Below are 26,554 nucleotides of genomic sequence, written 5' to 3'. Positions count from 1 at the left end.
CCCGCTAAATCGCTCTCGCCAATGTCTATTTGGTGTTGGTTAACGAGTTCTCGTCCTTGTGACTTCCAGACTTATCGAAGCAATAACTAAATGTCCGGATGCTTGATCCGCTCCCACGCCTGACCGTCAAATCGAAAAATGTCCTTTGAAGCCACCACCCATAAAACATCTCCGACAGATTGCGCAAAGAACGGCCCATCATCAATGGATTCAGGATCGTCGCGACTCATAAGGCGCGGCAGGGGCGGCTGGAATCTGTGAAATTCGCCACTGCTTGGATCAAGCTCGTAAAGGCCGCCCGGCCTGACGCTCGCTGGCAAGACGAGCTTGCCGCGATAGGGCGTGATAGAATGAAACAGATTCAATCGCGTGTCGGCGTTTACTGGAGCGAAGCCGCGATTGCGGCTGCCATGCAAAATAACACCCTCACGACCGCAGACCCAGACACTTTCGGCGTTTTCAATATAAATGCCGGTCAGCGCAGCTTCAGCCAGCGGTATATTGATTTCATGCAGCTCACTGCCGTCCCAGAAGCAAAGGACAGGCTTTGTTCGCTCGGTTCCACACACATAGATGGCATCTTCTGAAAGCCCCTTGATATCGTAGAAGACTACCTCTCGCGTACCTGGATTGAGAGCTTTCTGGATTATCCATTCTTTCCAGCCGGGCTGCCCCAAACTAGGGCCACTCTCCAACAACCGCTTCTTTGCTTCAGGATCATTCAGCACCGCGTCAGATAGCATTCGCCAGTCATCGCGGCCGTGACGCACGTAAACCTGCCCGCCGGCGCCGCAAGCGTAAAGCCGCTCGCCAATCTGGGAGATTTTCAACATCTTGCCGTAGAATTTGGAATCGTCCGCCGTTGTGCCTGCACCGACAATCCGCTCCTGGAATCTATCAGGCGATGCGAAATGATAAACGTCGCCTTCCGCTGATAATAGGACAAAATAAGACTGAGATGAATTGTGATCATCAAAATAGACGATATCCTGAACACTAAGCGGGAAATTTTCGTAGTACCAATACTCGCCAAAATCGGCTCGATGGCGATACTGATAAGCACGCGCGTCAGGCTGGTAAATCTCTGCGCTATCCAACACAGCAACGACACATAATACGTCTTCAGATGCAACTCCAGCACGTGATAAGCTTATCATTTTCACTGTCCGCCCTTCTTCCATGGGTATGTCGCACCACTCTTAAGAGCTCCTATCGTTTCAGGCTCCAACGGATTTTTTCCAATATCCTTAACAGCGCGAAGTAGCTGGTTATCATTTTTCGGTCCAAATTGCTCACCAACCTTTTCGGCTATCTCTTGCGCGCAATCTGGTCTCGCACCAATCATTGCCATGGTCGAGATTGTCACAACATCAGACAACTTTGCGGTTCCAGGAGGGGACGAACCTTTCCCCAGGCTTTCGATGCTGCTATCCCCCAAATGCGCCTCGTGATGCTCAGTGTCCTGCATTGCTGCATTGCCAATTACGCAAATTGCCATGCCATCATTCAAACTTGGCATATTTGGAATGCGCTTATCTCCGTCGCTTCGTGCACCGTAGCGTAACGTCCAATCCGGCACGATATGGTGTGCTTGCATGCCATATTGTCCGCAGATATCCCTCATCTTGCCGTAACGGTCTACTTGGCATTTTTTTCGATATTCGTCGCGTTCTTTAACTCGCACAGTGTCGGCTAGGGGAACTGGCTGAAGGGTAGCCAGCGTCTGCCTACGCTTACGAAGCTCGGCTTTCGTTTCTTCTACTATGGCGCCACCGCTATCCCAAAACGGCAGGCCGTCTATTCGCTGTAACGCTTCTCGAAGGCGCTTGGCTTCGTAGTCGTCTTGCGGAGGAAAATCCGAAAAATTCCTTTTATTGGTGGGGATCAGCATGCCCGCTGCAAAGATGCCAATGCCAAGCAATACAGTTCCAAGGCCCACGCCTGTTGCCGTCGCAGCAGTTCCGCCAGCTGCAGTTGTCGCCGCGCCCCCAGTAGCGGCTGTTCCGACTGCGGCACCTTCTCCCAGCAAGGCGGCGCCACCTGCAGGCGCGACGAAACCGAGAACTGCACCAGGAGGAGCGGCATTTTGCCCAGAACGGCTTGCTGTAGTGGTGGTAGCCCGCAGCGAACCGCGTATTGGGTCATCATCCTTAGGCGGATCAAAAGTTTTGGTATTTTTTACGAAGATTGCTTCGCCCTGGGTATTTTTATTATTCATCCAGAAGCGATCAAGATGCCTGATAACATGGGACCCTTCCGCCTTAACTTGTGAGGCATGCCCAATAGGTTCACAGATGCTTTCGACGGTTCCCGATTTCACCCCTTTCTTTGTTCCAGGTGCATCACCGTGCACGTGTATCGTGCAAGACCGCATTACCATGGCTCTGTAGCCAGTAAATCGGACGGAAGAGGTGTAGTTACGATCATGCCCGCAATAATCAACAACGGGATACGGAATAGGAACGATGGATGAACCGACCGGTGTCAGACAAACATCCGGAGAAAGTGACACGATGCGTGCGTCATCGACATCTCGAAGACCTTCAAGTGGACGGTTTGTAGTCCATGGCGTCGGATAGCCGGGCTCGCCTGTATGATTATCATCAGCTACACTCATGTCGCCGTTTCCAGGTTCTCGACAGTCAGTTTTACTCTCGTCAGCGTAAGCCTCGCATCGGCCGCGTCTGGCAGAGGAAACCGCACCCTCCAGGTCAACAACACCCGATCGTCTCTGCGCCAATCGAAATGAACGCCATCAAGCTTCAGGACATGCCAATCGCTCGTATCCTCGCGCATGCAATGAACGCCGAAGGTTAAGCCCGGCAATTGGCCAAACGCTTGAGGCAAATTGGCGTGGAGATTCTCGAGGTGGTAGCTCTCATCTCCCCGAAAATGCGGGGTCGCGATCAGGTCGGGATGGGCGCATTGCCAGAAACGAGGATCGAAGTCAGCTGGCAGCAATGGATGACGCTCGTTTAGCCAATGCGCGTCATAAGTTCCGGAATGTTTCTGGCGAAAACGCCACCAGGGGGATACCGGGCCGAACCCTTCCGGCTGAGCGGCGGTACGCCAATCCAGTTGCTCGTCGTTATCGATCGTGATCTGCGGCGCTCGCACAGGAGCGGAGCCCGGCTCCATATCAAGATTGACGATGCCGCAGCCTAAGGGATTATATACTTCGACATCGGCGGGAATATCGGCGTCCGGATCACCTGTGCCCGGCACCTCGCCGCCATAGGCGTTCGACCATGTCATCGGCAAAACGCTCACGGGCGCCGTCTCGGAAAGTCTCCAATCCTTAAGCACCCGCTTCGGTTCTTTCGCGGAGAATCCAGCCCAAGCATCGCGAACAACCGGCTTCCAGAAGCGTTCGCCATAGACGCGCAGCTTCTTTTCGAGATGGCCGACACGGAGTGAAACCATCCAATTCGTCGAAGGCTGACTTCCGGGTGCATGGGCATTGCCAAGGAAAGTGATATCCGTGCCTGGCTTTTCCGGGGTCAAATCGGTTTGCCGCAGCATGATGCCCTTGTGGGGATCGCCATCATAGGCATCCTCCCACTGGAACTCTTCCTGCTCCCGCATGATTTCCAGCGGCTGGCCCTGATTATGACGGAACGTGCCACGAACAGCCACAACACAATCGAGCTTCCCGTCCTTGTCGAATTGACGGAATGCCATCGCCGGAAAAGGCAGCCGATTAATCAATTCCATGGAGCGCCTCAGTTCAAATCAATCGGCTTGCCGCGCATTTGAAAATGACCGGTGGCCACGAAATTGAATGTTTTTCCAAGGATTATGACCTCACCATTGGATTTCATGATGAACTTGGAGTCGCCGCATTCGATAACGAACTCCTCACCAACTGCGATTTTCTTGAATTTTCCGACGCTCTCCAATGAGGTCTGGCCGACATTCGTGACCTTGCTCATGCCGATCTGCTCGGCTCGTGCGATGCCGATCGTGTCAGATTTGAAGGCACCGACGACGGTATTCATGATGCCCGGAAGCGGAAATAAACCGCCTGCGGCATCCCCCACTCCCGTGCCTGATCCGGCAAGATCCGTGCCGGCATCCGCCCTTGGATTAGGCCCTGAAACAACGCCTTCCCGGCTGCCAAGACCACCAGCCCCCAAGAAACCCAGTGCCGAGGAAGCAACTGTCCCCGCGAAGGCGGTGAGACCTGCGCCGCCGCCACCGGCAATCTGGCCTGCCTGTGCCAGCAATCCCGCTGTATGACCGGACAATCCCTGCACCGCCCCCATCAGCGCCATGGCCATCGGCCCCGTACCGCCAACTACCGTATTCACCGATCCGCCAATCTCGTGCTTCTGGTTGCCGCTCACCTCGACGGCGCGATTGCCGCCGATGGAAGCGACTTCGTGGCGGTCGATGCGTTTGGTGCGGTCGTTTCGCACGCGCGTCGTCTGGTCCTTCTGGGCGTGGAAGAACATGTTTTCTCGGCCGGCATCGTCCTCGAAGGTCATCTCGTTGAAGCCGGTACCCTTATGGGTATTGGAGCGCATGACCATGCGGGTCTTATTCCCAGGCAGATCGTAGGGCACGCCATTGCTCGGGTTCGGCACCACGCCGGTCACCAACGGCCGGTCCGGATCGCCGTCGATGAAGGCGACCATGACTTCCATGCCGATACGCGGGATGACCTGACCGCCCCATGTGCCGCCGGCCCAGTTCTGGGCGACGCGTACCCAGCAGGTGTCCGATCCGTCCTTCTTGGCGCGGCGGTCCCAGGGATACCAGAGCTTGATGCGGCCATACTGATCGGGATGGATTTCCTCTCCGGAAGGGCCGGCGACGATCGCGACCTGCGTGCCGCGAATGCGTGGCCGCTCGGTCTTGCGATGCGGCGTCATTGCGACGCGCGACGGCACGGCTTCGAATTCGTTGCTATATTCCGGCTGATCCATGTTGGTTTCATAGGAGGGATCGACCGCAAAATGTGTGGCCCGAACGATGACATGCTCTTCATAGACATGCTCGGGATGTGCCACTTCATAGGGCGTAAACCGCCGGCCGGCTTCCAGCACGCGCGACGATGATCGCCCCACGACCCTATTATGGTCAGCCTCGCTCGCCTGCATACGCAGCTTCTGCGCCCGCTCGGCCTCAGCGACGGATGAAATGCGGGCCGGATATTCGTAAAGCTCGCTCTTCATCGCGCCCGGCATCTGCACCAGTGACGGTGTCGTGGTGCTTGGCACCATCTGCGGCGTCTCGAAATTCCAATCGGCGCCGGCGCGTTGCCCGGGAACGTAAGCGTAATGCTTCATCCAATCGTTGATGTGGTTGCGATCCGTCGAGCCTTGGGCAAGGCGTACACGGCCCTCGCCCTGCGCGGAGGGAGAAGGCCCCGCCCAGGAATTGGCGCCATCGGCAACATGCAGCCGATGGCTGCCTTCCTCATGCGAAAACCAGTAGAAAAGACCGTCTTCCTCGAAGCGACGGGTCAGATAATCCAGATCCGTTTCGTTCCATTGCACGGAGTAATGCTGCGGCGGAGGCGGTGTGACGACGGCGGAAACATCCGGAGCAGGAATCCCGTGTTCGGAAAAGAGCGTCTCGACGATATCGATGCTGGTCTTGTCCATCCATATGCGGCAGTCGGAACGCTGGGACAGAAGCCACATCTGCGGCTTCAGCACCATCGAATAGGAGCGCAGGCCACGCGTGATCGGCGGCCCCTCCTGAAGTGCCGTCACGAGACCGTTGAAGGGACGGCGGACACCATCGCCCCCATCTTCGGCCTGTTGAACCTCCAGTGAGATGTCGATCAGACGACCGATCAGCTCCTCCGGCTGAATGACCTCGCGCTTGGCGCGAACCGAGAGCCTGATGTCGAAGAGCGACGATACACCTTCCGTTATCATCACTCGTTCTGGCAGGAGCTGGTCCGTACCGAGCGGCGATGAGACCCGAAGATTTCGGGTCGCCTGGATGAAATCATTGGCCGAGGGCTGATCGTTCATCTGCGCTTATCCTACCAGTGAGCTTGCCGAGCCTATATTGCCGGCGCTGCCAATCTGTTGCTTGCGGCCGCCGACGAGATAGACCATCTGGAACAGGGTTCCGTTCGGCAGCGTCTCGTGCATGCCTGGGCCGTAAAGTACCTGCGGGGTCAGGATCTTGCCGATATCGGTGCGGTTCGGCACCGTGCCAAGCAAATAGGCGCCGCGCGCCATCAACACCCGTGTTTCGCCGTCGCTGACGGAATAATTGAATTGCGCAACGAACACCGAATGATGGTTGATGTCCATTTCGCGAATGATGTGCGCTTCATTGTTGCGCAGCCATCTCTGGAGCCAATGCGTCAGCGACATCTCGTTGGCTTTTTCGGAGAACATCCGGAAAAGCGATGCCGCGGCGCCCATGGCTTGACCGCGTGCCGCAAATTCACGCGGTCCGCTCTGGTAGGAAAAATAGTCGTAAGATGGGCCACGGCCAGCACGCCGGACGGGCGGAAGATCAGTCTGCTTCACCGGCTCCATCTGCAGCGCCGGCGACGAAACGGAAAAATCTACCATGGCGACCTCCACTGAGGGGTGTTTGCCGGAACATGACAATCGCAGCCATCGCGGCGATTTGGTACCGGACACGATTCCGGCGCGCTGATACCAACGCGCCGGAAAGCGATGCTAATGTTAGGCAGCCTTGGTCGTTGCCAGGTCGTAAGACGCGATCATCGGCGACTGCGGCGTCTGCGAGTCGTCGTAAGGCGTGTACTTCACTTCCATCTTGGTGAAGTTGAGCTTGATCGTTTCGACCGGGCGGTCGCCGTTGGAATCGACCGAGTAGCTGGCGATCAGCGTGTTGGTGAGCGTGTACTCGATGTAGGTATCGCCCGGGTTGCCGGTCGTTACCAGATGGATCACGGCTTGCTTGCCGGTGCGGCCCGAGCATGCCTCCTGGAACAGCTTCGTCGACGAGGAGTCACTGACCTTGGTCAGGATTACTTCCGAAACGGTCGGCTCGGAAGCTTCGCGGTTCGCAGCCGAACCGGCTGACGTCTTCATGTTACGCGAAACATTCCAGTGGATGACTTCGATGTCCATCCACTTCTTGTGCTGCTCGTGGGTTGCATCGCCCTGAATTCCGTCGATCTGCAGATAAATCGGCATGCTCTGAACTCTCCTGTTGAGATTTGAATTCGCCCTGTCGCTGCAGGGCGGGGTTACCCTTCCGTCTAATGCCGCATCCGGGCGCTGTGTTCGTCCGGGGCTGCCTTATTCGCCGTGCCGCCTTCCTTGGGGCCAGCGAATTCATGGTCGACCACCGCATTCTCCTCGATGAGAAAACGGTGATCGTGAAAGCTGATGGTGATACCGCCAACCCTATGCCCCGTCGCAACCGCATCGAGGAAAAAGGTCGAAAGCTCTGGCAAAAGATCGCGCCCGATCATGGTTTCGATGGCGCGCGCGCCCATTTCGCTTGCCTTGGCGCGGCCGACTAGCGCCTCGCGGGCTTCGGGGCTAAGCGAAATGCTTGTGCCGTACGAGGCGGCGACGCGATCACGGATGCGGCCGATCTGGATGTCGACGATCCCGCTCAGCGTCTCGCCATTCAACGGCATGAAGGGCAGAACGGTCGTGCGACCGACAAAGGCCGGCTTGAAGTGCTTCTGCAATTCCGGAAGCAGCAGCGCTTCCAGCGCCTCGCCCTCGGGCATGGTTTCCGGATCGCCCGCCAAGGCTGCCAGCAGTTCCGAGCCGGTGTTGGCGGTCATCACGATGGTGGTGTTCCTGAAATCGATGTCGCGGCCTTCACCGTCGCGCAGCGTTCCCTTGTCGAAGACCTGGTAGAACACTTCCTGGACGCCCGGATGCGCCTTGTCGATCTCATCGAGCAGCAGCACGCCATAGGGCCGACGGCGCACGGCCTCGGTCAACACGCCACCCTCGCCATAGCCGACATAGCCGGGCGGCGATCCAAGCAGCAGCGAAACCTTATGCTCCTCCTTGAACTCGGACATGTTGATGGTCGTCAGATACTGGCTGCCGCCATAAAGAAGATCGGCCAGCGAAAGCGCCGTCTCGGTCTTGCCCGTCCCCGACATGCCGACGAGCAGGAAGACGGCAGGCGGGCGGCGTGGATCGGAAAGGCCGGCGCGTGCGGAGCGCATCGCAGCCGAGATCCGTGCAATTGCGTTATCCTGTCCGAGCACGCGCTCCTTCAGCCTTGCATCCAGCGTCTTGACGGTCTCGACCTGGTCCGACAGCAGCTTGCCGACGGGAATACCGGTCCAGCGAGCGACGATCCCGGCGATCACTTCCTTGTCGACTACGCGAGGAACCAACGGCGTCTCGCCTGCAACGTCGGCGAGGCTACGCTCGGCCTGCACGAGGGCCGCACGAGCGACGTCAACGGATGAACCGTTCGGCGGAAAGAGAGCGACATTGTCACCACGCGAGCGAACGCCATCTTCGACCTGCTGAGCATTGGGATCAGCGAGCGCGGCTTCGATACGATCTGCCTCGCCCGACAGCCTGATTTCGGCATCGAGTTTGGCCTGCAAACGCTCGATCTCGCTTACTACTTCGCGCTTCTCGCTCTCGATGATGGCAAGACGGGCGATAATATCCGATGTCGGCGGCTCGGCGGAAAGTGCGGCGGCTTCAACCTCCAGCATTTCCAGCTCATTGCGCAATCCCTTCAGCGCTTCAGGAACGGTCTGGTGTGCCAGAGAGACAGCGGCTGCAGCGGTATCGATGAGGCTGATCGCCTTATCGGGCAATTGCCGCGCCGGAATATAGCGTGCCGAAAGGCGAACGGCAGCGGCCAGCGCCTCGTCCCGAATGCGCACCTTGTGATGGGCCTTGAAGCTGCCGACCACACCACGCAACATGCGGATTGCCGTTTCTTCGTCGGGCTCAAGCACCTGAACGACCTGGAATCGTCGGGTCAGCGCCGCATCCTTCTCGATGTAGCGCTTGTATTCGCTCCAAGTCGTCGCTGCGATCGTCCTGAGCTCGCCGCGCGCCAGCGCCGGCTTCAGAATGTTGGCGGCATCGCCCTGCCCGGCCTGTCCGCCAGCACCGATCAGGCCATGTGCCTCGTCAATGAACAGGATGATCGGCTCCACCGAAGCACGTACGGCCGCGACAACGCCATGCAAGCGGCGTTCGAACTCGCCTTTCACGCCGGCGCCAGCCTGCAACAAGCTGAGATCGAGAAGAAGAATCCGTACCGGCTTCAACATATCCGGCACATTGCCGGCGGCAATCTCCAGGGCCAGTGCCTCGGCAACGGCTGTCTTGCCAACACCTGCCTCGCCTACCAGCATCGGATTGTTCTGACGGCGGCGCATCAGGATATCGATGACCTGGCGCAGTTCGCGATCGCGGCCGATGACCGGATCAACACGGCCAAGTCTTGCATCCGCCGTCATATCGCGCGTGTACAGGCGCAAAAACTCGTTTTCGCCGGCAGCGGCAACAGTTTCGGAATTCTGTAATGGCGAGAACGCACCGTCGGGAGTGGAAACCGCGTTCAACTTTTTTTCAAGCACGGTGCGATCAAGGCTACGCAGCGATGGCGCCATGCCCCGCGCCATGATTCTCAGCGACTGATCATCGGTCAGCGCGGTCAGAAGATCGGCGAGCGTGATGCTGTCCCGCCCACATTGAAGCGACGCGACAAGCCACGCCTCGCGCATCAGAGCGAGCAAATTTTGAGAGAGTACCAGTGTGGCACCATCGCCTCTCGGCAAGTCGGCGATGGCGCTATCAAGCTCGGTGCGCAGCGTTGCGGAAGAAACGCTAAGTTCTTCAAACAAAGAGCAAACTTCAGATACATCCAGCAATGATAGTATCCAATGCGCGACATCGACATTTGCATGGCGATCACGCGCTGCGAGCGATGCCGCAGCCTCGAGACCGACGCGCAATGCGGGCTCAAGCGTTCTGATCAGACGATTGAGATCGATGTTCGACACCTAGAAGTTTCCTCCCTGTAGTTTCATTTCAACTACACCTTACAAATCGCGGCAACAACTAGGGCGGTTATTCCTATGCGTCCAGATGGACTACAAAAAATTTTTCATGCGGTCAAAAAATGGAATCGTCACAAATCTGTTGCAGAATAGACATGGTTGACAAAGGAATATATCGACCTAACTATCACGCCCTCTAATGATGTAGTTCATGATATGGAGTTAATTCCCTGCTGAACGTCCGCGACATAGAAAATCCATTTGAAGAAAACGCGCCATGCGGAGAAAATCTTCGCAATAATACTTCTATGCGTGAAATATACTATAGAATAAAGGACGCAAGAAATCAGGCTCGCGCTGCAGAACGAGGTATATCAACAGGCGAAAATATTAGCCTTTCCCCTCTTTGGACAGATGTTAGCAATCTCGGATTGCAGATTATTTCTTCAAAAAGTAAGGACCTCGAAGTATTAGCATGGCTGGCAGAGGCGGAATTACGTCTACGCGGTTTCGAGGGTTTGAGGGATGTCTACCAGGCAATCGCGTCGCTTTTAGACAAGCATTGGGAGAAATTTCATTCTGTCGGCGCTGACGATATCGAAGAGCGCCTTGCTCCGCTTTCGGGTCTCAATGGCATCGGCGGCGAAGGAACCATCATTCAGGCGATCAGGCTGTCGCCGCTCATTCCGGGCGCGAAATTCGGTCAGTTTTCCCTCTGGGACTTTCAGCTGTCGCAGCGTCCCAATGAAGTGAAACGGCGTGACCAGCTTAGCCAGGCGACCCTTGAAGCCGGTACGGCTGCAATGAGCTCGCATCTCGAAATGGTCAATGGCTGCCTTGCCGCTTTCGACCGCCTCGTTTCCATTCTGAACGAGCGCTGCGGGCAGATGGCGCCGCCGAGCTCCAATACGCACAACGTGCTGCAGGAGGCCGCTTTGGCGCTACGCGCGCTTGCCGGCATCGAATCACAGGCCGTCGAAGCTGTAGCGGAACCGCAGCAGCAGGAAGGCACCGGCGAACAGATACAAGGGCGCCCGCGCCCATTGAACGCTGAACAGATCGGTTCGCGCGAGGAAGCCTTCGAGCTGTTGCTCGCCGTCTCGCGCTACTTCCGTCGTACCGAGCCGCATTCCCCGATCTCGATGTCGATCGAGACGATGGTGAGGCGCGGCCGCATGGATTTTTCGGAACTACTAGCCGAATTGCTGCCGGAACAGCAGGCCCGCAATGCCGTGCTGACGGCAGCGGGCATTCAGCTGAAATCGAACAAGAACGGGTGACAATTACAACCGATCTTCCGAACTTTTTGCAACCAGCCCTTTCCAAAGTTGAGTTGCGCCACATGTGAAGAGCGAATTTGCCGCTGGCATTGAAGGAGAAGTTTTATGGCGAGTGTTCACGAAAAGCTGGAGCGAGTGCGCAAGCCCAGGGTCCACATCAAGTATGAAGTGGAAACCGAAGGCGCCATGGTCGTCAAGGAATTGCCTTTCGTCGTCGGCGTCCTCGGCGATTTCTCGGGCAATCCGACGCAACCGCTGAAACCGTTCGGCGAACGCAAGTTCGTTCAGATCGATCGTGACAACTTCGACGACGTGATGCGCCGCATGACGCCGGGCCTGAACATCTCGGTCGAAAACACGCTCGAGGGCGACGGCTCGCAGCTTCCCGTCTCGCTGAAATTCGAGAGCATGCAGGATTTCGAGCCAGGCTCCGTCGTCAGCCAGGTCCCGGCGCTCAAGGCGTTGCTTGATGCGCGCAACCAGCTTCGCGACCTTATGAGCAAGGCGGACCGCTCGGAAGAGCTGGAGCGACTGCTCGAAGACGTTCTGCAGAACAAGGCCGATTTGTCGAAGCTGATGTCCGAGCTCGGATTGGCCGAAAAGCCCGCCGCAAGCTGATCGTCGTCGGCGATCAGCGCGAGCCGGTCGCCCAATCCCCTTTCAAGCAATCGATAGCGGCCGGCTTCAAGCTTTACCACTATCGCCTGCATTTTCCGCAAGGATCGAAAAATGAGCGCTGAAAGCCAACTGAAGACCAAAGAGGCCGAGTTTGCGCCTGAGGAAAACCTGCTATCGCAGATCGTGGCCGCAACCCGGCAAACCGAACCCGATCGTGCCCAGGATCTGCTCCGAACGCTGACCGACCAGGCGCTCAAGGGCACGGTCACTTATGACCGCAATTTGACCGTCACGCTCAACAAGGCGATTGCCGAGCTTGACCGGAAAATCTCACGTCAGCTCGCCGCGATCATGCAGTCGCCTGAATTCGCCAAGCTGGAAGGCAGCTGGCGCGGCCTGCAATATCTCGTCAAGAACAGCGAGACCAGCGTCAATCTGAAAATCCGCGTGCTGAATGCCTCCAAACGCGACGTCTCCAAGGATCTCGCAAAGGCCGTGGAATTCGACCAATCGCGGCTCTTCAAGTCGATCTACGAAGACGAGTTCGGCACGCCGGGCGGCGAGCCCATGGGTGCCCTGATCGGCGACTATGAATTCGACAATTCCTTCGATGACGTTCAGACGCTGCAGGCGATCTCGTCGATTGCTGCCGCAGCCTTTGCGCCGTTCATTTCGGCCGCCAGCCCGCGCATGTTCGGCTTCGACGATTACCGCGAGCTTGCCCGTCCGCGCGACCTCGAAAAGATCTTCGAAACGGTCGAATATGCGAAATGGCGCAGCCTGCGCGACAGCGAGGATTCGCGCTTCGTGACACTCGCCCTTCCCCGGGTACTGGCACGCATGCCCTATGGCCCGAAGACCAACCCGATCGACGACTTCGCTTTCGACGAAACCGACCATTCGAAGACCGGCGAGCTCGAGCACAACTCCTATTGCTGGATGAATGCATCCTATGTGATGGGAACGCGGCTAACGGACGCCTTTGCCCAGAGCGGCTGGTGCACGGCGATCCGCGGCGCGGAAAACGGTGGCAAGGTCGAAAACCTGCCGATGCACATCTTCTCGAGCGACGATGGCGACCTCGACCTCAAATGCCCGACCGAAGTCGGCATCACCGACCGTCGCGACGCCGAGCTGGGCAAACTCGGCTTCCTGCCGCTCTGCCACTACAAGAACACCGACTATGCCGTGTTCTTCGGCGCCCAGACGACGCATAAGCCGAAGCTTTACGACAAGCCCGAAGCAACGGCCAACGCTGCGGTCTCCGCGCGTCTGCCCTACATGATGGCCACCTCGCGTTTTGCCCATTATCTGAAGGTCATGGGCCGCGACAAGATTGGCTCCTTCATGGAAGCGCAGGATTGCGAAAACTGGCTCAACCGCTGGATCGCCAACTACGTCAACGCCAATGACGATGCCGGCGAGGAATCCCGCGCCAAATATCCGTTGCGCGACGCCAAGGTCACGGTCCAGGAAGTTCCGGGCAAGCCGGGCTCCTATAATGCCGTCGCCTGGATGCGCCCCTGGCTGCAGATGGAAGAGCTGACCACGTCGCTCCGCATGGTCGCCCGTATTCCGAGCAAGAACTAGGAGAGGTAGCGCGGCGATCTCCTCGCCGCGCGCCTTCAGTCAGCGCCATGACCGCGACAACGATGGAACCGAGAGCAGCCTGGCCGCGTCAGGTGCATCGCGTGATCGCCATGATCGACGATGCACTCAACAGGCAGGTCAATGCCATCCTGCACCACCCCGAGTTCCAGGCCATGGAAGCGCGGTGGCGCGGGCTTGCCATGCTCATGCGTCACACCGGCCGATCGGAAGACGTGAAGGTCAAGATCCTCAGCGTCAGCTGGGCACAATTGACACGGCATCTCGAGCGGACGACGGAATTCGATCAGAGCCATCTCTTCGAGCTGATCTACAGCCGCGAGTTCGGCATGCCTGGCGGAGAGCCCTTCGGTCTGCTGGTCGGAGACTACGAGCTTTCCCCGCAGGGTCCGGCCGGCGGCGATACGGTCGGGGCGCTCACTCAGATCGGCATGGCCGCCGCCGCCGCCTTCTGCCCCTTCGTAGCCGCCGCCGCCCCGCAGGCAATCGGCCTGCAGGACTTTGACGAGCTCAACCGCGTCCAGGACTTTTCCTGGCTCGCCTACGATCCCACCCGTATTCGCTGGAATGGGCTTCGAGCCAGAGAGGACTCCCGTTTTTTGGGCTTGGTCGCCCCGCGGATCCTGATGCGCGCGCCCTATCAGGCCTTTTCGCGTGAGCGCGACGATCAGTTCCCGTTCCGCGAAAGCATTGCCGCCGATGGCAGTACCTTGCTTTGGGGCAACGCTGCATTCGCCTTCGCGATGATCGTCATTCGCAATTTCATCGAATCCGGCTGGTTCGCCGATATTCGCGGCGTAACGCAGGACGCAATCGACGGCGGCATGCTGAGCACGGAGGAGCTCGCTCCCTATGATCTCGGCATAGAAAGCAATGGTCTGTCGGAACAGGCTCCCGTCGAAATACGGCTAACCAACGCACAGGAGCAGCAGCTGTGCGAGCTCGGTATTGTGCCCGTGGCGACCACCTACCTCTCCTCGTCAGCGATCTTCAATTCCAATCAGTCGCTACATGCGCCGCCGCATTATTCGAGCGAGCACGCTCGGCAGAATGCTCGCATCGCGGCGATGCTGCAGTATGTACTCTGCGCCTCGCGCTTCTCGCACTACCTCAAGGTCATCATGCGCGATGACATCGGCAAATTGGCCGACAGAACGTCGATCGAACGCAAATTGAATGATTGGCTGTCGACTTACACGCTTGGCAATGACGACGCCGACCTGTCGCTGCGCACGCGCTTCCCGCTACGCTCGGCCGGCATCAGCGTCGATGAAATTCCCGGCAAACCCGGAATGTTCGCCTGCACGGTGCGGCTGCAGCCGCATTTTCAGCTCGACGACGTCTCGACAAGTTTTCACCTCATCGCGGAGACCGCGAATGCGACCTATGCGTTCTCCAGCTCCGCCAACACGCAGCAAAGGATGTCTGCATGACGCTCTCCGCCAAGATCGCCGAAGCTCTCAGCGAAAACGCGCTCGATGATGCGATCGAGCAGGCGAAGGCACATGTCAAGGCGGCGCCGACGGACAAGGACGGCAGGCATATCCTGATCGATCTCTTGATCCTTGCCGGCGACTATGCCCGAGCCGACGCGCAGTGCAACCTTGCGACGACGTTCGCGCCGGAAGATATGATGGGCTTCGCCATGCTGCGCAATCAGCTTCGCGCGATGGCGGCGCGTTCGGCCTGGTTTGACGATGCCGCCGCACCGGATTTCCCGAACGGACCGACGGCCCTCGACCAAGCAGCCCTGAAACTGGCAATCGCCCATCGTGATCACTCTTCTGATACGGCCGCGGCATTGCAATCCCTGGAAGAGATCAGGGGCGAACGGCCATTGAACTGGAACGGCCAGCTCGTTTCGGACTTGCGCGATCTCGACGATCGCATTCCGCATGCTCTCGAAGTCATCATGACCGGCGGCTCCTATCTCTGGATTGATTTCTCCAGAATTGCGGCTCTTCGCGTCGAGCCGATCGCCCGTCCCCGTGATCTCGCCTTCCGCAGGGCCGAGCTCGAACTCGTGGACGGCGCAAGCGCACCAGTGCTTCTGCCTGCGATCTATCATGGCACGACAGGTGCAAAACTGTTGCTAGGCCGCGAGACCGAGTGGGTCGATGAAGCGACGGGCATTACGACCGGCCGTGGCCAGAAATGTTTCCTGGCGGGCGACGATCTGGTTTCCTTCCATGACTTGCAATCCCTCGCAGCCGCTTCGAGCGCCGGCGAGACGAGGCGTGCCGCCCATGGTTGATCCACTGGAGCGCTATAGGCCGAGGGAAAGGATCGTTGCCAGGTCGATCATCGATCGACTGATCGACGAAGACCCCGATCGCCTGCAGGATCCGCCGTTGACGCAAGCCGAACAGCTGCGCGAACTGCGCGAATGCATTCGCCGCGACCTTGAGGCGTTGCTCAATACGCGCCGGCGTCCGACTGCCCCGCCTTCCATCCATGAAGAACTTGGCGATGCGCTGGTGTCCTTCGGCGTCGACGGCATGGTATCAGCAAATCTCGTCACCGATGAAGCCAAAAGCCGCCTCGCTCGTTTGATCGAGCGGCGCATCGCGCTGTTCGAAACACGGCTTTCCGACGTGCGGGTGAGCATTCTCAAGAGCCGCGGAAACGGCGAACGTGCCTTGCGACTGCGCATCCACGCGACTTTCCGTGTGCACGAGGGCATGCCACCTATCAGCTTTGAATCGACCATAGATCCCTCGACTCAGCGCTTCCTGGTGGAGGCCAACAATGGCTGACGGCTTCCTGCAGCGGTATAATGACGAGCTTTCGGCCATCCGCCGGCGCGCCGCACGTTTCGCAGATGCCTTCCCGAAAATTGCCGGTCGTCTGCGCGTCACCGGCGAGGTTGCCGATGATCCGCATGTCGAGCGTCTGATCCAGAGTTTTGCCTATTCGGCGGCCCGCGTGCGCCAGAAGCTCGATGACGAATTTCCGGAACTGACAGACGGGCTGCTGGAAACGCTCTATCCGCACTATCTGGCACCGCTGCCCTCGATGAGCATCGTGCGCTTTGCGCCGAGCAGCACGCTGGCATCCGTCCAGACCGTACCGCGTCACACCGAGATCTTCGCGGAGCCGATCGGCGGCGAGAGCTGCCGTTTCCGCACGACGCAGGACACGCAGGTCGCACCGATCGAGATCGTCTCGGCTTCCCTGACCGGTCATCCGATCAGCGCGCCGCCATCTTCTCACGCCGGTGCCGCCGGTTGCCTGCGTCTGTCGATCCGGGCGCGGGATGCCAACAAGGCATTCAGTGAGATCGGCCTGGACAGGTTGCGGCTTCACATCAGCTCGTCCTGGCAGCAGGCCGTCGCCATTCACGAACTTTTGGTCAATCACACGCTCGGCATCGCGCTTGCCCATCATGCCGATGACCGCTCCCCGGTCATGCTGCCCGCCAAGGCGCTGCAGGCTGTCGGCTTCGAACCGGACGAGGCAATTCTGCCCTACCCCAGCTCAAGCTTTACCGGCTATCGCCTGCTGACGGAATTCTTCGCGCTGCCGCAGAAATTCCTCTTCATCGATATCGTCGGCCTGAAGGCCTGGCGTGGCGAAACGCTCGAAATCTTCATCTATCTCGATGAAACCAGCGCCAAACTGGAGCGCGCCGTTTCCGCTCGCGATTTCGTCTTGAATGCCACCCCGATCATCAACCTGTTTCGCCAGAACTGCGAACCGATCGCGCTCGACGGTACCCGTACGGAATATCGGGTACTGCCGGATGCCAGGCGACAGAAAACGCGCGAGATTTATGCGATCGAGAAGGTGGTCGTATCCGCACGCACCGGAGACGAGGAACAGTGCCAACCCTTTTTCGGCCGCAGCTTGAAGGGCGGAGCCTCGTCGCTCTTCTGGCAGTGCGCGCGCCGGTTCGATGCCGACGACCACACCTCGGATATGGAAATCACTTTCGTCGACCGTGCTCGTCGGGCAAGTGGCCCCTTGGACAAGATCGCCAGTATCGACGCGTTGTGCCTTAACCGCGAACTGCCGGAGCAACTGCCGTTCGGCGGCGGTCACCCCTATCTGCAGCTGGCCTCCGGCAGCGAGGCGGTCGGCGCCGTCGAAGCCTTGATGGCGCCGACGCCCTCGGTGCGGATGAACGAGCAGCAAGGCCGTAACTGGCGGCTCATGTCGCACCTTCAGCTCAATCATCTCTCCATTTTCGATAATGATGGTGCCGCGCTGAAGGATATTCTGGCGCTCTATGCCTTCCGGGATAGCCGCGAAACCAGGCTGCTTGCCGACGCTCTTGTCCGGGTCGAGACTAAGAGCTCGATGACCCGGCTTGGCAGCGGCGGGATGGTGACGGGCACGGATGTCCGGCTGGAGTTCGATCCGGCCGCCATCGACAGGCCCTCGGCCTATCTTTTCGGCAGCATTCTCGACCGGTTCTTCGGGCTTTATACCTCGATCAACAGCTTCACCCGCCTCTCGATCTCGATGAAGGGACAATCGAAACCTATCGCCGTCTGGCCGGCCCGTGCCGCCGAGCGGCCGCTATTGTGACGAAGGGGTGATCGCAAGCGATGGATCAGATCCGCCCAAGTGATAACGAAATGCTTGCTGCACTGCTCGAACGCGACCCCGGTCGTTTCGAACCGTCGACGGCATTTCGCGTTGCTCAGCACGCAGCCGACGATCATTTGACGGTGTCCTCACCCATCGGCGTTTCGCCGGCTCCGCTCGCCGTCAGCGACTTCAAGAAGAAGGGCGCAACGGGATCGGTCAAGGCCAGCATGGCCGGTCTGCTCGGCCCGCTCGGCGCAATGCCCCCGAGCTACAACGAGCTGGTCATCCGCGAACAGCGTAATCGGGCTCATGGCCTCGCCAGCTTCTTCGATCTCTTCACAAGCCGCCTCGCCGAACTCTTCGTCGATGCGAGTGAGAAGTATCGACTTGCCCGGCGGCTGCGATGGAGCCCGGACAGGAACGGCAATACCTTCATCAAGACGCTGTTCTCGCTGGCGGGCTTCGGTACGGCGCGGCTGAAGGAACAGGTTCGCCCCGATGACGAGCTGATCCTCAGATTTTCCGGTTTCTTCGCGGCGCAGACCCGCAATGCGGTCAACCTGCAGGCCATGCTGCAGGAGTTCAGCGGCCTGCCGGTCGCGATCGAACTGTTCAAGGGCAGATGGCTTACCATTCCCGAGAGCGAGCGCAGCCGCATGGGGCAGCCGCAGGGCGTGCAGCTCGGCATCAATTCGACGGCGGGCGCCGCAATCCATGATTTCGGTGGCAGCTTTCGCGTCGTGATCGGGCCTGTCGATTATGAGGACTACCGGTCTCTTTCTCCGGGCAGCGCCAATATCGATGCGCTGTTTGCCCTGACGCGGCTTTATGTCGACCCGTCGCTCGATTTCGACATCCAAGTGGTCCTGAAGAAAGAGCATATTCCTTTCTGCCAGCTCGGCGAAAACGGTGATCCGCCAAGGCTTGGATGGAACAGCTGGGCACGCGTTGCCGCGGCGGACCGCGACAGCGGTGATGCCATCATCGCGGAGCCACCTAAGGCGCAGGGGCAATCCGACCGGGGAGGCCTGCATGCGACTTGAACTGCGGCAAACATCTGGGGAAGGTTCCAGCAAAGGATGGTTCTTTGAGCGTGGCAAGCGCACGCTTGGGCGGTCGCCGGATTGCGACTGGCAGGTTACAGATCAACAGCGGTCGATCTCAAAGGTTCATTGCGTGATCGAGCGTGATCGTGCCGGCTTCCTCCTGCGCGACCAGAGCGCCAATGGGACTCGTGTGGACGGTGTAACCATTCTGGAAGGCGAGACGGCAAGGCTTGCGGATAAATCGAAGGTCGCATTCGGCAATATCGTCTTCAACGTCGTCATCACCGGGGAAGCCGACCCTGATATCGATGATCCGGCGGACGACCTGCGCCTCAGCGATGAAACCATGACGATCTCTTCGATCCTGGCCGACATCGCGCCCGGCGGTAGCACAGCAACTGGCGTGCTCGGCCAGCGCAACGGCGATGAGTGGACCGGAGCGCTGCCGCAGTCGTCAAAAAAGCGCAAGTCGCCAAGCAGAAACGTCGATATCGGCTGGAATGGTCCGCCCGATGTCAACGGCATCAAGCCGGTACTTCCGGACGATTGGAATTCGGAATTCGAGCTGGGCAGCCAGCTGGAACATGGCGCGGCAACACATGTTTCCGTGGCCGTTGCCCGCAGTTCCGGATCAGAGGCCGCTGAGACTGCCAAAGCGATCATCCCGGCCAATGATATGCGTGCTGCCGATGATGCGGATCAAGGCGCGGACGATACGAGTTTTGCGCTGCAATTCGATCCTCTGCGGCAGCTTGAAGCGCTCGTCTCGACGTTGGAGCAGACACTCGACGACGAGGCGTCCATTTTCGGAATTGAAGACAACAGGCCCCATTCGTCCGCGTCACTGTTCAGTCGCGAGCGGACGGAGCAGCTTGCCGACCGTCTTCGATTGCTCATTTCGAGGCAATCCGCGCTTAACGCCGGCCTCGAAAATCTTGTTCGCGAAGCCAACCGAATGTTCGAGCCCCGCATGGTCGAAGCGCATGTCGATGCCTCCCAACGCAAGGCGCTTTGGCGTGGCAACGGCGACTACTGGAAGGCCTACCGCGCGCAGTTCGAAAAGGGCGGCAATAGCATTTCGGTCCGCGATCTGCTGGCCGAGGCGTTCAGCGCCTCCGCCGACGGCCACGACGACGACGATACCACCAGTTTGGCAGAGAGGACGGGCAACACCCGATGAAGAACGAAAATCGCGTGGCTTGGAGCGAGGGCATGTTCCTTCGCGTACAGCATTTTCAGCAGGCCGATCGCTGGACAGAGCGGCTGGTCCGCACGACTGCGCGGGGGCTTGCTCCTTACCCCTGGGGTATTGCTGACATCGGCATCGATCGCAGTGCGCTCGCGATCGGCCAGTTTGCGCTGTCGAATCTTCGCGGTATCCTACCCGACGGCACACCCTTCGAAGCGCCTGTCGATGCGGATCTGCCTCCGCCGCTCGAACTCGACGACACCACCAAGAATGCCGTCGTCTATCTGGCACTGCCGACGCGTCAGCCCGGCAGGGCCGACGTCGCCATGAACGGCAGCGCCATGCGCAACAGCGTTCGTATCACCGCCTCGCAATATGAGGCGCCGGATGCAAACCTGGAGACCGACTTCATGGCGCCGATCGATGTCGGCCGCCTGAGCCTGCGTTACCTGAAGACCGGCGACGAACTCGCCGGCTACGATCTGATCGGCCTTGCCCGTATCATCGAGGTTCGCTCCGACCGGTCGGTCATTCTCGATCCGGACTATATCGCCCCCTCGCTGAATTGTGCGGCCGAGGCACGACTGAACGAACTCATCACCGAATTGCTCGGCATCGTGCGTCACCGGGCCGAGGCAATCGCCGAACGTATCGGCGATCCGACGGTGCGCGGCACCGCCGAAGTGGGCGATTATTTTCTGCTGCATATCCTCAATCGCGCCGATCCCATGCTGCGCCATATCGCGGCAAATGCGTCGCGCATGCATCCGATGACCTTCTATGAGGAATGCATCCAGCTTGCCGGCGAGCTTGCCACCTTCACGACCGACCGCAAGCGGGCCAGCGACTTCCCGCCCTATCGCCATGACGATCTGAAAGCAACATTTGCAGCTGTTTTCAACGATCTGCGGGCATCTCTTTCCGCAGTTCTGGAACAGGCAGCCGTCGCAATCGAACTCATCGAGCGTCGTCACGACGTGCGTGTTGGGACCATCAACGACCGCTCTTTGCTCAAGGATGCCGGCTTCGTGCTTGCGGTCCGCGCCGAGATGTCGGCCGAGGATGTCAGGCGCAAGCTGCCCGCGCAGATCAAGATCGGGCCTGTGGAGCGGATTGCCGAGCTCGTCAATGTCGCGCTGCCCGGCATTCCCGTCAGGCCGCTCCCCGTACTGCCGCGCCAGCTGCCCTACCGCTCGGGCACGATCTACTTCGAACTCGATACGAAGAATCCTCTTTGGAAACAGCTTGATACCTCCGGTGCGATCGCCCTGCATCTTGCGGGCGACTTCCCTGGCCTGGAGATGGAACTGTGGGCTCTCAGAGAATGAACACAACGCGCTCAACACCCTGGCACGAGCTGCCGACGATCATCGAGCTGACCGAGGACGGCGCGCGCAAAAACGAAGCCGCCCGCAAGATGGCCGATATTCTGGATGAGGAACTGGATAAGCAGCCGAACGGCAAATCGGGCAATGCAGCCGGCGGCTGGTCCGTCGATGCGTTGATCCGCGGCTTTCGCTTCGGCGGCGATGACGTTCCCACAATCGTGCGCTCGGCAGCGCCATTGCTCAATCTCGCCCATAGCCTGCGCAACACAGAAGAGCAGCCGGATATTGCCGAGCTGCGGCGCGGGACAATCGACGCGGTCGGACGCTACGAGCGCGATCTTGCCAGCGCGCGTATCAGCCCGGAAAGGGCACGCGCAGCGCACTACGTCATCTGTGCGACCATCGACGACGTGGTTCTGAGCAAGCCTTGGGGCGTGCGGGCCGGCTGGGCGCGATCCGGCCTGGTCTCGACCTTTCATATGGACGTGACCGGCGGCGATCGCGTCTTCGATCTCCTGGACCATTTCCAGCAGAGCCCAGGCACCAACAAGGACCTGCTGCTTCTTATCTATCTCTGCCTGTCCCTCGCCTTCGAGGGCCGCACGCGCGTTTCGCCGCGCGGATCGCTGGAACTGGGGCGCATCCGCGACAGCCTCTACAAGACGCTGTTGGGTCAGTACGGTGTTTTCGAGCGCGAGCTGTCGCCACATTGGCGCGGTGCTTCGGCGCGTCACAAGCCGCTGCGCACGGCCGTCGCGCTTTGGACGATCCTTTCCGTGCTCGCGCTGCTGTTTGCGCTCGGCTATATGTTCTTCACGCTGTCGCTCAACAACGCCTCCGATACAACCTTCGAACGCCTGGCCAACCTGCCGCCGCGCGAAACGCCGAGTGTCCTGATCGACACACCCAAGCCGAAGGAAATCGCCGTACAGACGCCTCCTCCCGTGAAGAGGCAGCCGGAGACGCCGCCGGTCAAACCGCAGCCGACGCCACTCGACAATCTGCTCGCCTTCCTGCAGCCGGAAGTCGACCGCAAGCTGGTCACTCTTTCGAATTCCAACGGAAGGCTGCTGGTGCGCATCAACAATTCCGGCCTGTTCGACACCGGCAGCGCCGAAGTCAGCACTAAATTCCGCGATCTCCTGCAGCGCATCGGCGGGGCGTTGGCCTCAGAAAAGTTCCGCGCCGTCGTCGTCGGTTACACCGACAATGTGCCGATCCGGACCGCTCAATTCCCGTCGAACTGGCATCTCTCCGAGGCTCGGGCCAAGTCCGTCGGCGATATCCTTGCCGCTTATGCCGGCAAGGATGCAATCCTGACGGAAGGACGCGCCGACAGCGATCCGCTCGCAAGCAACGACACGGCGGAGGGGCGCGAGGCTAACCGCCGGACGGAGATCCTGGTGCTGACAGATCCGACGCAGCGCCTTGGCGATGCCGCCCTCAATCCGCAGGCAACGCCGCAAACGCAGACCGGCAATTCGCCGCCGTCATCCGCTGCGACGACGGGAGGAGCCCGATGAATCCGCTTGGCGCGTTTTATACGCTTCGCTCCTACGTTTCGGCCTATGCCGGCCTCCTCGGCCAGCGCTTCATATCGCTGATCTGGGTTGCGGCAATCTGCGTCGTCATCTGGTTCTATGGCTATATGGCCGGCTATGGCAGCTTCAAGCCGCTGGCAGGCGCCACGGCCCGAATGATCGCGATCGGCGTTATCATCGCCGGCTGGCTGATCTACCTGCTGATCACGACACTGCGCGCCCGCAGGCGTGACAAGGCGCTCGTCGACGGCATTGCCGACGATGCCGCCAGCCAGCAGGCGGAAGTGGGCGAAATTCACAGCCGCCTGAAGGAAGCCCTGCTGCTGCTGCGCCGTATCAGCAAGAAGCGTTTCGGCTATATCTACGAGCTACCCTGGTACGTCATCTTCGGCGCGCCGGGGTCTGGAAAGACGACGGCACTGACCAATTCGGGGCTGAAGTTCCCGCTTGGCGACGCCATGGGCAGCAGCTCCGTGCAGGGTGCCGGCGGCACCCGCAACTGCAATTGGTGGTTCGCCGACGAGGCGATCCTGATCGATACTGCTGGCCGCTATACCACGCAGGATGATCTGAACGGCGCGTCGAAGGCAGGCTGGGAAGGCTTTCTCGGGCTCTTGCGCAAATACCGCCGCTCGCAACCGATCAACGGCGCTCTCGTCACGCTCTCGATCGGCGACCTTCTCAGCCGCGATCACGAAATACAGCTGGAAGAGGTGCGTTCCATTCGCAAGCGCCTGTCGGAGCTCGACGAGTTCCTGCATGCGCGCGTGCCCGTCTACGTCGTCCTGACGAAGGCCGATCTTTTGACCGGCTTTGTCGAATTCTTCGATGGTCTTGCCAAAACCGACCGCGAGCAGGTCTGGGGCACCACCTTCAATCTCGACGAGAGCTATAAGGGCGAGAACCTGCCTGAGCGTTTCATGGAAGAGTTCGCGCTGCTGCAGCAGCGGGTCGATGCCATGCTGATCGAACGCCTGCAGCAGGAGCCGAATGTCGAGGTCCGCGGTCGCATCTTCCGTTTCCCGGCAGAGCTTGCCTCCCTGGGAGAGCGCCTGCACGAGCTGCTGACCGAGCTCTGTGCGTCTTCAAGCCTCATCGAATCTCCCCTCGTTCGCGGCGTCTATTTCGCGTCCGGCACGCAGAGCCGGGAAACGGATACCCCACGCACACGCCGAAGCTATTTCCTGTCGCGCCTGTTCAAGGAGGTGATCTTCGGCGAAGCATCGCTGGTTGCCCGTGACAGGCGTTTGTCCGGCAGGCAAGCCATGATCAGGCGGATTGCTTATGGCGCAGCCGCTATCGCGCTGGCAATCGTCTTTACCGGCTGGACGGCAACCTATTTTCAGAACTCGCGCGCGATCGCTGCCGCCGAACGTCGTATCGACAACTACGAGAAGCTGGCGAGCGGCATTCAGGTTCGCGACGTGACCGATGCGGATTTTCTGCGAATCCTGCCGGCGCTTGACAATCTGCGTGCGGTCACCAGCGGTTTCGACGAGGCGCGTGTCTGGCCGACGAGCTTCGGATTGGACCAGGGGGACAAGATCGCCAGCCGCCAGCGCAGCGCCTATCAGCGAGCCTTGAACGCGCTTCTTCTGCCTCGCATGCTCGTGGCACTTCAAAATGAGCTCAAGCAGACATCGGATGTCCAGAAGACTTTCGATGCCTTGAAACTGTACGGCATGCTCGGTGGCATGGGACCGATCGACCGGGATTTCGTCTCTCAGCAATCGGAAGACATGTTTGCAGCGCTTTATCGTGAGGAAGGACGATCCGCTGCACGCAAGGCACTCCTCGGACATGTCGAGGCGATGGCTGCGGGCGGTCTGCCGCAGGTCGAGCTGGACAATGCCTTGATCGCCAAGGCGCGGGAAACAATCCACGCGCAAAGTCTTGCAGCCCGAGCCTATGATATCCTCATCCATTCCCGGCAGGCCCGCCAGCTTGATGCCTGGCTTCCCATGGACGCGTTGGGGCCGCTCGGAGCCCAGATTTTCCAGCGCAAATCCAAGGCAACGCTGCGCGAGGGCATTCCAGGAATTTTCACCGGCAAGGGCTATCGTGATGTGGTGTTGCCGATGGTCGCGAGTGCAGCCTCGGAAGCGCTCAACGAGCAATGGGTTCGCGGCGACGGCGCTGTGGCTCCTTCGGGAATGACCACGGATGCGATTTCCCAGGCGACGCTGCAGCTTTATTTCGACGCATTCCAGCGGCAATGGTCTTCGCTGCTGGCTGACCTTCAGGTGCGCCCCTCGAGCAATCTTGCCGATGCGACCGAGACGGCCCGCATCCTGGCGGCCAATCCAAGCCCTCTGGAAATGGCGCTGAAATCCATCGCTGCCGCCACCGACCTGCGCCCTGCTGCAGGTGCCGAAGTTGCCTCGCTTGACGATGTTCCGGACGCAGCTCTGACAGCCGCCACCACTGGCGCGGTCAGCGCGCCCGATCCTTATGGTCCGCTGCGAGCCGCGCTTGAGGCGAACGCCGCCAATGCGCAACCGGCATCACCGGACGGCAAGGCCAACGGCAGCGATAAGCCGCGTTCCCAGATCCAGAGTCTCCAGCCGATCCTGCAGAACATCTACGGCCAATTGTCGCGTGCTGCCAACTCGACGGCAGAAGTGGCACGCGTCTTCGACGCTGGCGGGCAACTTGCCAATGCCAATCAGGACCTGCTGCAGCAGGCCCGTGGGCTGCCGGCGCCCGCCGATGCGTGGATGGTGGCCGTTGCCGCTGATATCGGCTCACTGGCAGTCAAGACGGCCCGCGCCCGCATCAATGACCTTTGGGCTGCGGAAGGCGCCGATCTCTGCGCCCGCATCGTCACCGGCCGCTACCCCTTCGACCGGAAATCAGGCCAGGATATCGCCATGGCGGACTTCATTCGATTGTTCGGACCGCAAGGCCTGTTCCAGTCTTTCTTCAAGAACCGGCTGGATGCATTTGTCGACACGAGCGCTCAGCCTTGGGGTTGGCGCGGTACCTTCGGTGGCGACAGCATTCCGAGCCAGGCAATCGCGCAGTTCGAAAATGCCAGCAAGATCGAACATGCCTTCTTCCCGGCCGGAAGCGAAAAGCCGGCTATATCGATCAATATCAAGCCCGTTTCGCTGTCGGACAATGCCAATTCGGTGATGGTTGATATCGTCGGCGAGCACGTCGTTTATTATCATGGGCAGGTTGTGCCGAAATCCATCGCCTGGCCGCCGGCTGGCGCCGTTAACCAGTCCAATGTCAGATTTTTCCCCGGAGATCTGCAACCGGCCATCACCCAGACCGGCGACTGGTCGCCCTTCCGGCTGTTCGATGCCGCCAAAGTGACCGTTCAGGCTCCCGATCTCTTCCGGGCTCGATTTGAAGACAAGGGCCAGACGGCGGAATTCGACGTGCAGTTCGGTTCGGTGCTCAATCCCTTCCGGCTGCAGGCATTGTCTGATTTCAGCTGCCCGGCGCAATTCTGACGGT

At 59.5% G+C, this 26,554-nt stretch carries 19 protein-coding genes; 12 read left to right on the top strand and 7 right to left on the bottom strand.

Annotated features, from left to right (window positions below; genetic code table 11):
* Window positions 1–86: 86 nt before the first annotated feature.
* From GA0061100_RS26905 to tssH, 7 genes are all read right to left on the bottom strand, one after another.
* Window positions 87–1,181 (bottom strand): hypothetical protein, encoded by a 1,095-nt coding sequence (locus tag GA0061100_RS26905; RefSeq protein ID WP_143525542.1) that lies wholly within the window; start codon window positions 1,179–1,181, stop codon window positions 87–89.
* Window positions 1,160–2,617 (bottom strand): DUF4150 domain-containing protein, encoded by a 1,458-nt coding sequence (locus GA0061100_RS35020; protein ID WP_075855899.1) that lies wholly within the window; start codon window positions 2,615–2,617, stop codon window positions 1,160–1,162. Before GA0061100_RS35020 ends, GA0061100_RS26905 begins: the two co-directional genes overlap by 22 nt.
* The gene (locus GA0061100_RS26895; RefSeq protein WP_075855897.1) at window positions 2,614–3,714 is read right to left on the bottom strand and encodes a DUF2169 family type VI secretion system accessory protein; all 1,101 of its coding nucleotides are present in this window, start codon (window positions 3,712–3,714) and stop codon (window positions 2,614–2,616) included. Before GA0061100_RS26895 ends, GA0061100_RS35020 begins: the two co-directional genes overlap by 4 nt.
* A gap of 8 nt (window positions 3,715–3,722) precedes the next feature.
* A complete protein-coding gene (gene tssI, locus GA0061100_RS26890) occupies window positions 3,723–5,987 on the bottom strand; it encodes a type VI secretion system tip protein TssI/VgrG (protein ID WP_075855896.1) in 2,265 nt (754 codons plus the stop codon).
* 6 nt (window positions 5,988–5,993) lie between these two features.
* Window positions 5,994–6,542: a hypothetical protein gene (locus GA0061100_RS26885; RefSeq protein WP_075855895.1), complete on the bottom strand. Its 549-nt coding sequence runs from the start codon at window positions 6,540–6,542 to the stop codon at window positions 5,994–5,996.
* A 117-nt stretch (window positions 6,543–6,659) separates the two neighbouring features.
* Complete coding sequence (locus GA0061100_RS26880; RefSeq protein ID WP_069613675.1) at window positions 6,660–7,136, bottom strand: Hcp family type VI secretion system effector; 477 nt, start codon at window positions 7,134–7,136, stop codon at window positions 6,660–6,662.
* A 65-nt stretch (window positions 7,137–7,201) separates the two neighbouring features.
* Window positions 7,202–9,949: a type VI secretion system ATPase TssH gene (tssH, locus tag GA0061100_RS26875; protein ID WP_075855893.1), complete on the bottom strand. Its 2,748-nt coding sequence runs from the start codon at window positions 9,947–9,949 to the stop codon at window positions 7,202–7,204.
* 230 nt (window positions 9,950–10,179) lie between these two features.
* Between tssH and tssA the strand changes: the two genes are divergently transcribed.
* The 12 genes from tssA to tssM all read left to right on the top strand — a co-directional run bounded on the left by tssA (window position 10,180) and on the right by tssM (window position 26,550).
* Window positions 10,180–11,226, top strand: a complete 1,047-nt coding sequence (tssA, locus tag GA0061100_RS26870) for a type VI secretion system protein TssA (RefSeq protein ID WP_075855891.1) — start codon at window positions 10,180–10,182, stop codon at window positions 11,224–11,226.
* Window positions 11,227–11,331: 105 nt separating this feature from the next.
* Window positions 11,332–11,844, top strand: coding sequence for a type VI secretion system contractile sheath small subunit (gene tssB, locus GA0061100_RS26865; protein ID WP_075855889.1), 513 nt, complete (start codon window positions 11,332–11,334; stop codon window positions 11,842–11,844).
* A gap of 111 nt (window positions 11,845–11,955) precedes the next feature.
* Complete coding sequence (tssC, locus tag GA0061100_RS26860) at window positions 11,956–13,434, top strand: type VI secretion system contractile sheath large subunit (RefSeq protein WP_075855888.1); 1,479 nt, start codon at window positions 11,956–11,958, stop codon at window positions 13,432–13,434.
* A gap of 47 nt (window positions 13,435–13,481) precedes the next feature.
* Window positions 13,482–14,885 carry a type VI secretion system contractile sheath large subunit gene (tssC, locus tag GA0061100_RS26855; RefSeq protein ID WP_075855886.1) on the top strand — a complete coding sequence of 468 codons (1,404 nt, stop codon included), beginning with the start codon at window positions 13,482–13,484 and terminating at the stop codon, window positions 14,883–14,885.
* Window positions 14,882–15,706, top strand: a complete 825-nt coding sequence (locus tag GA0061100_RS26850) for a type VI secretion system accessory protein TagJ (protein ID WP_075855885.1) — start codon at window positions 14,882–14,884, stop codon at window positions 15,704–15,706. Before tssC (GA0061100_RS26855) ends, GA0061100_RS26850 begins: the two co-directional genes overlap by 4 nt.
* Window positions 15,699–16,208 (top strand): type VI secretion system baseplate subunit TssE, encoded by a 510-nt coding sequence (tssE, locus tag GA0061100_RS26845; protein WP_075855884.1) that lies wholly within the window; start codon window positions 15,699–15,701, stop codon window positions 16,206–16,208. The genes GA0061100_RS26850 and tssE overlap by 8 nt, the downstream gene beginning before the upstream one ends.
* A complete protein-coding gene (gene tssF / locus GA0061100_RS26840; RefSeq protein WP_075855882.1) occupies window positions 16,201–17,982 on the top strand; it encodes a type VI secretion system baseplate subunit TssF in 1,782 nt (593 codons plus the stop codon). Before tssE ends, tssF begins: the two co-directional genes overlap by 8 nt.
* Window positions 17,983–18,002: 20 nt before the next feature.
* Window positions 18,003–19,028 carry a type VI secretion system baseplate subunit TssG gene (gene tssG, locus GA0061100_RS26835; RefSeq protein WP_075855880.1) on the top strand — a complete coding sequence of 342 codons (1,026 nt, stop codon included), beginning with the start codon at window positions 18,003–18,005 and terminating at the stop codon, window positions 19,026–19,028.
* Window positions 19,018–20,211, top strand: coding sequence for an FHA domain-containing protein (locus GA0061100_RS26830; RefSeq protein ID WP_075855879.1), 1,194 nt, complete (start codon window positions 19,018–19,020; stop codon window positions 20,209–20,211). The genes tssG and GA0061100_RS26830 overlap by 11 nt, the downstream gene beginning before the upstream one ends.
* A complete protein-coding gene (gene tssK / locus GA0061100_RS26825) occupies window positions 20,208–21,548 on the top strand; it encodes a type VI secretion system baseplate subunit TssK (RefSeq protein WP_075855878.1) in 1,341 nt (446 codons plus the stop codon). The genes GA0061100_RS26830 and tssK overlap by 4 nt, the downstream gene beginning before the upstream one ends.
* Window positions 21,545–23,071 carry a type VI secretion system protein TssL, long form gene (gene tssL, locus GA0061100_RS26820; RefSeq protein WP_075855877.1) on the top strand — a complete coding sequence of 509 codons (1,527 nt, stop codon included), beginning with the start codon at window positions 21,545–21,547 and terminating at the stop codon, window positions 23,069–23,071. The genes tssK and tssL overlap by 4 nt, the downstream gene beginning before the upstream one ends.
* Window positions 23,068–26,550 (top strand): type VI secretion system membrane subunit TssM, encoded by a 3,483-nt coding sequence (gene tssM, locus GA0061100_RS26815; protein WP_075855876.1) that lies wholly within the window; start codon window positions 23,068–23,070, stop codon window positions 26,548–26,550. The genes tssL and tssM overlap by 4 nt, the downstream gene beginning before the upstream one ends.
* The last annotated feature ends 4 nt before the right edge of the window (window positions 26,551–26,554 follow it).

Origin of the sequence: Martinezella hainanensis, from assembly GCF_900094555.1 — a bacterium.
GTDB classification, from domain to species: Bacteria; Pseudomonadota; Alphaproteobacteria; order Rhizobiales; family Rhizobiaceae; genus Rhizobium; species Rhizobium hainanense.
The sequence above is the reverse complement of the archived record's forward strand: the minus strand, read 5'-3'. Positions and strand labels throughout refer to the sequence as shown.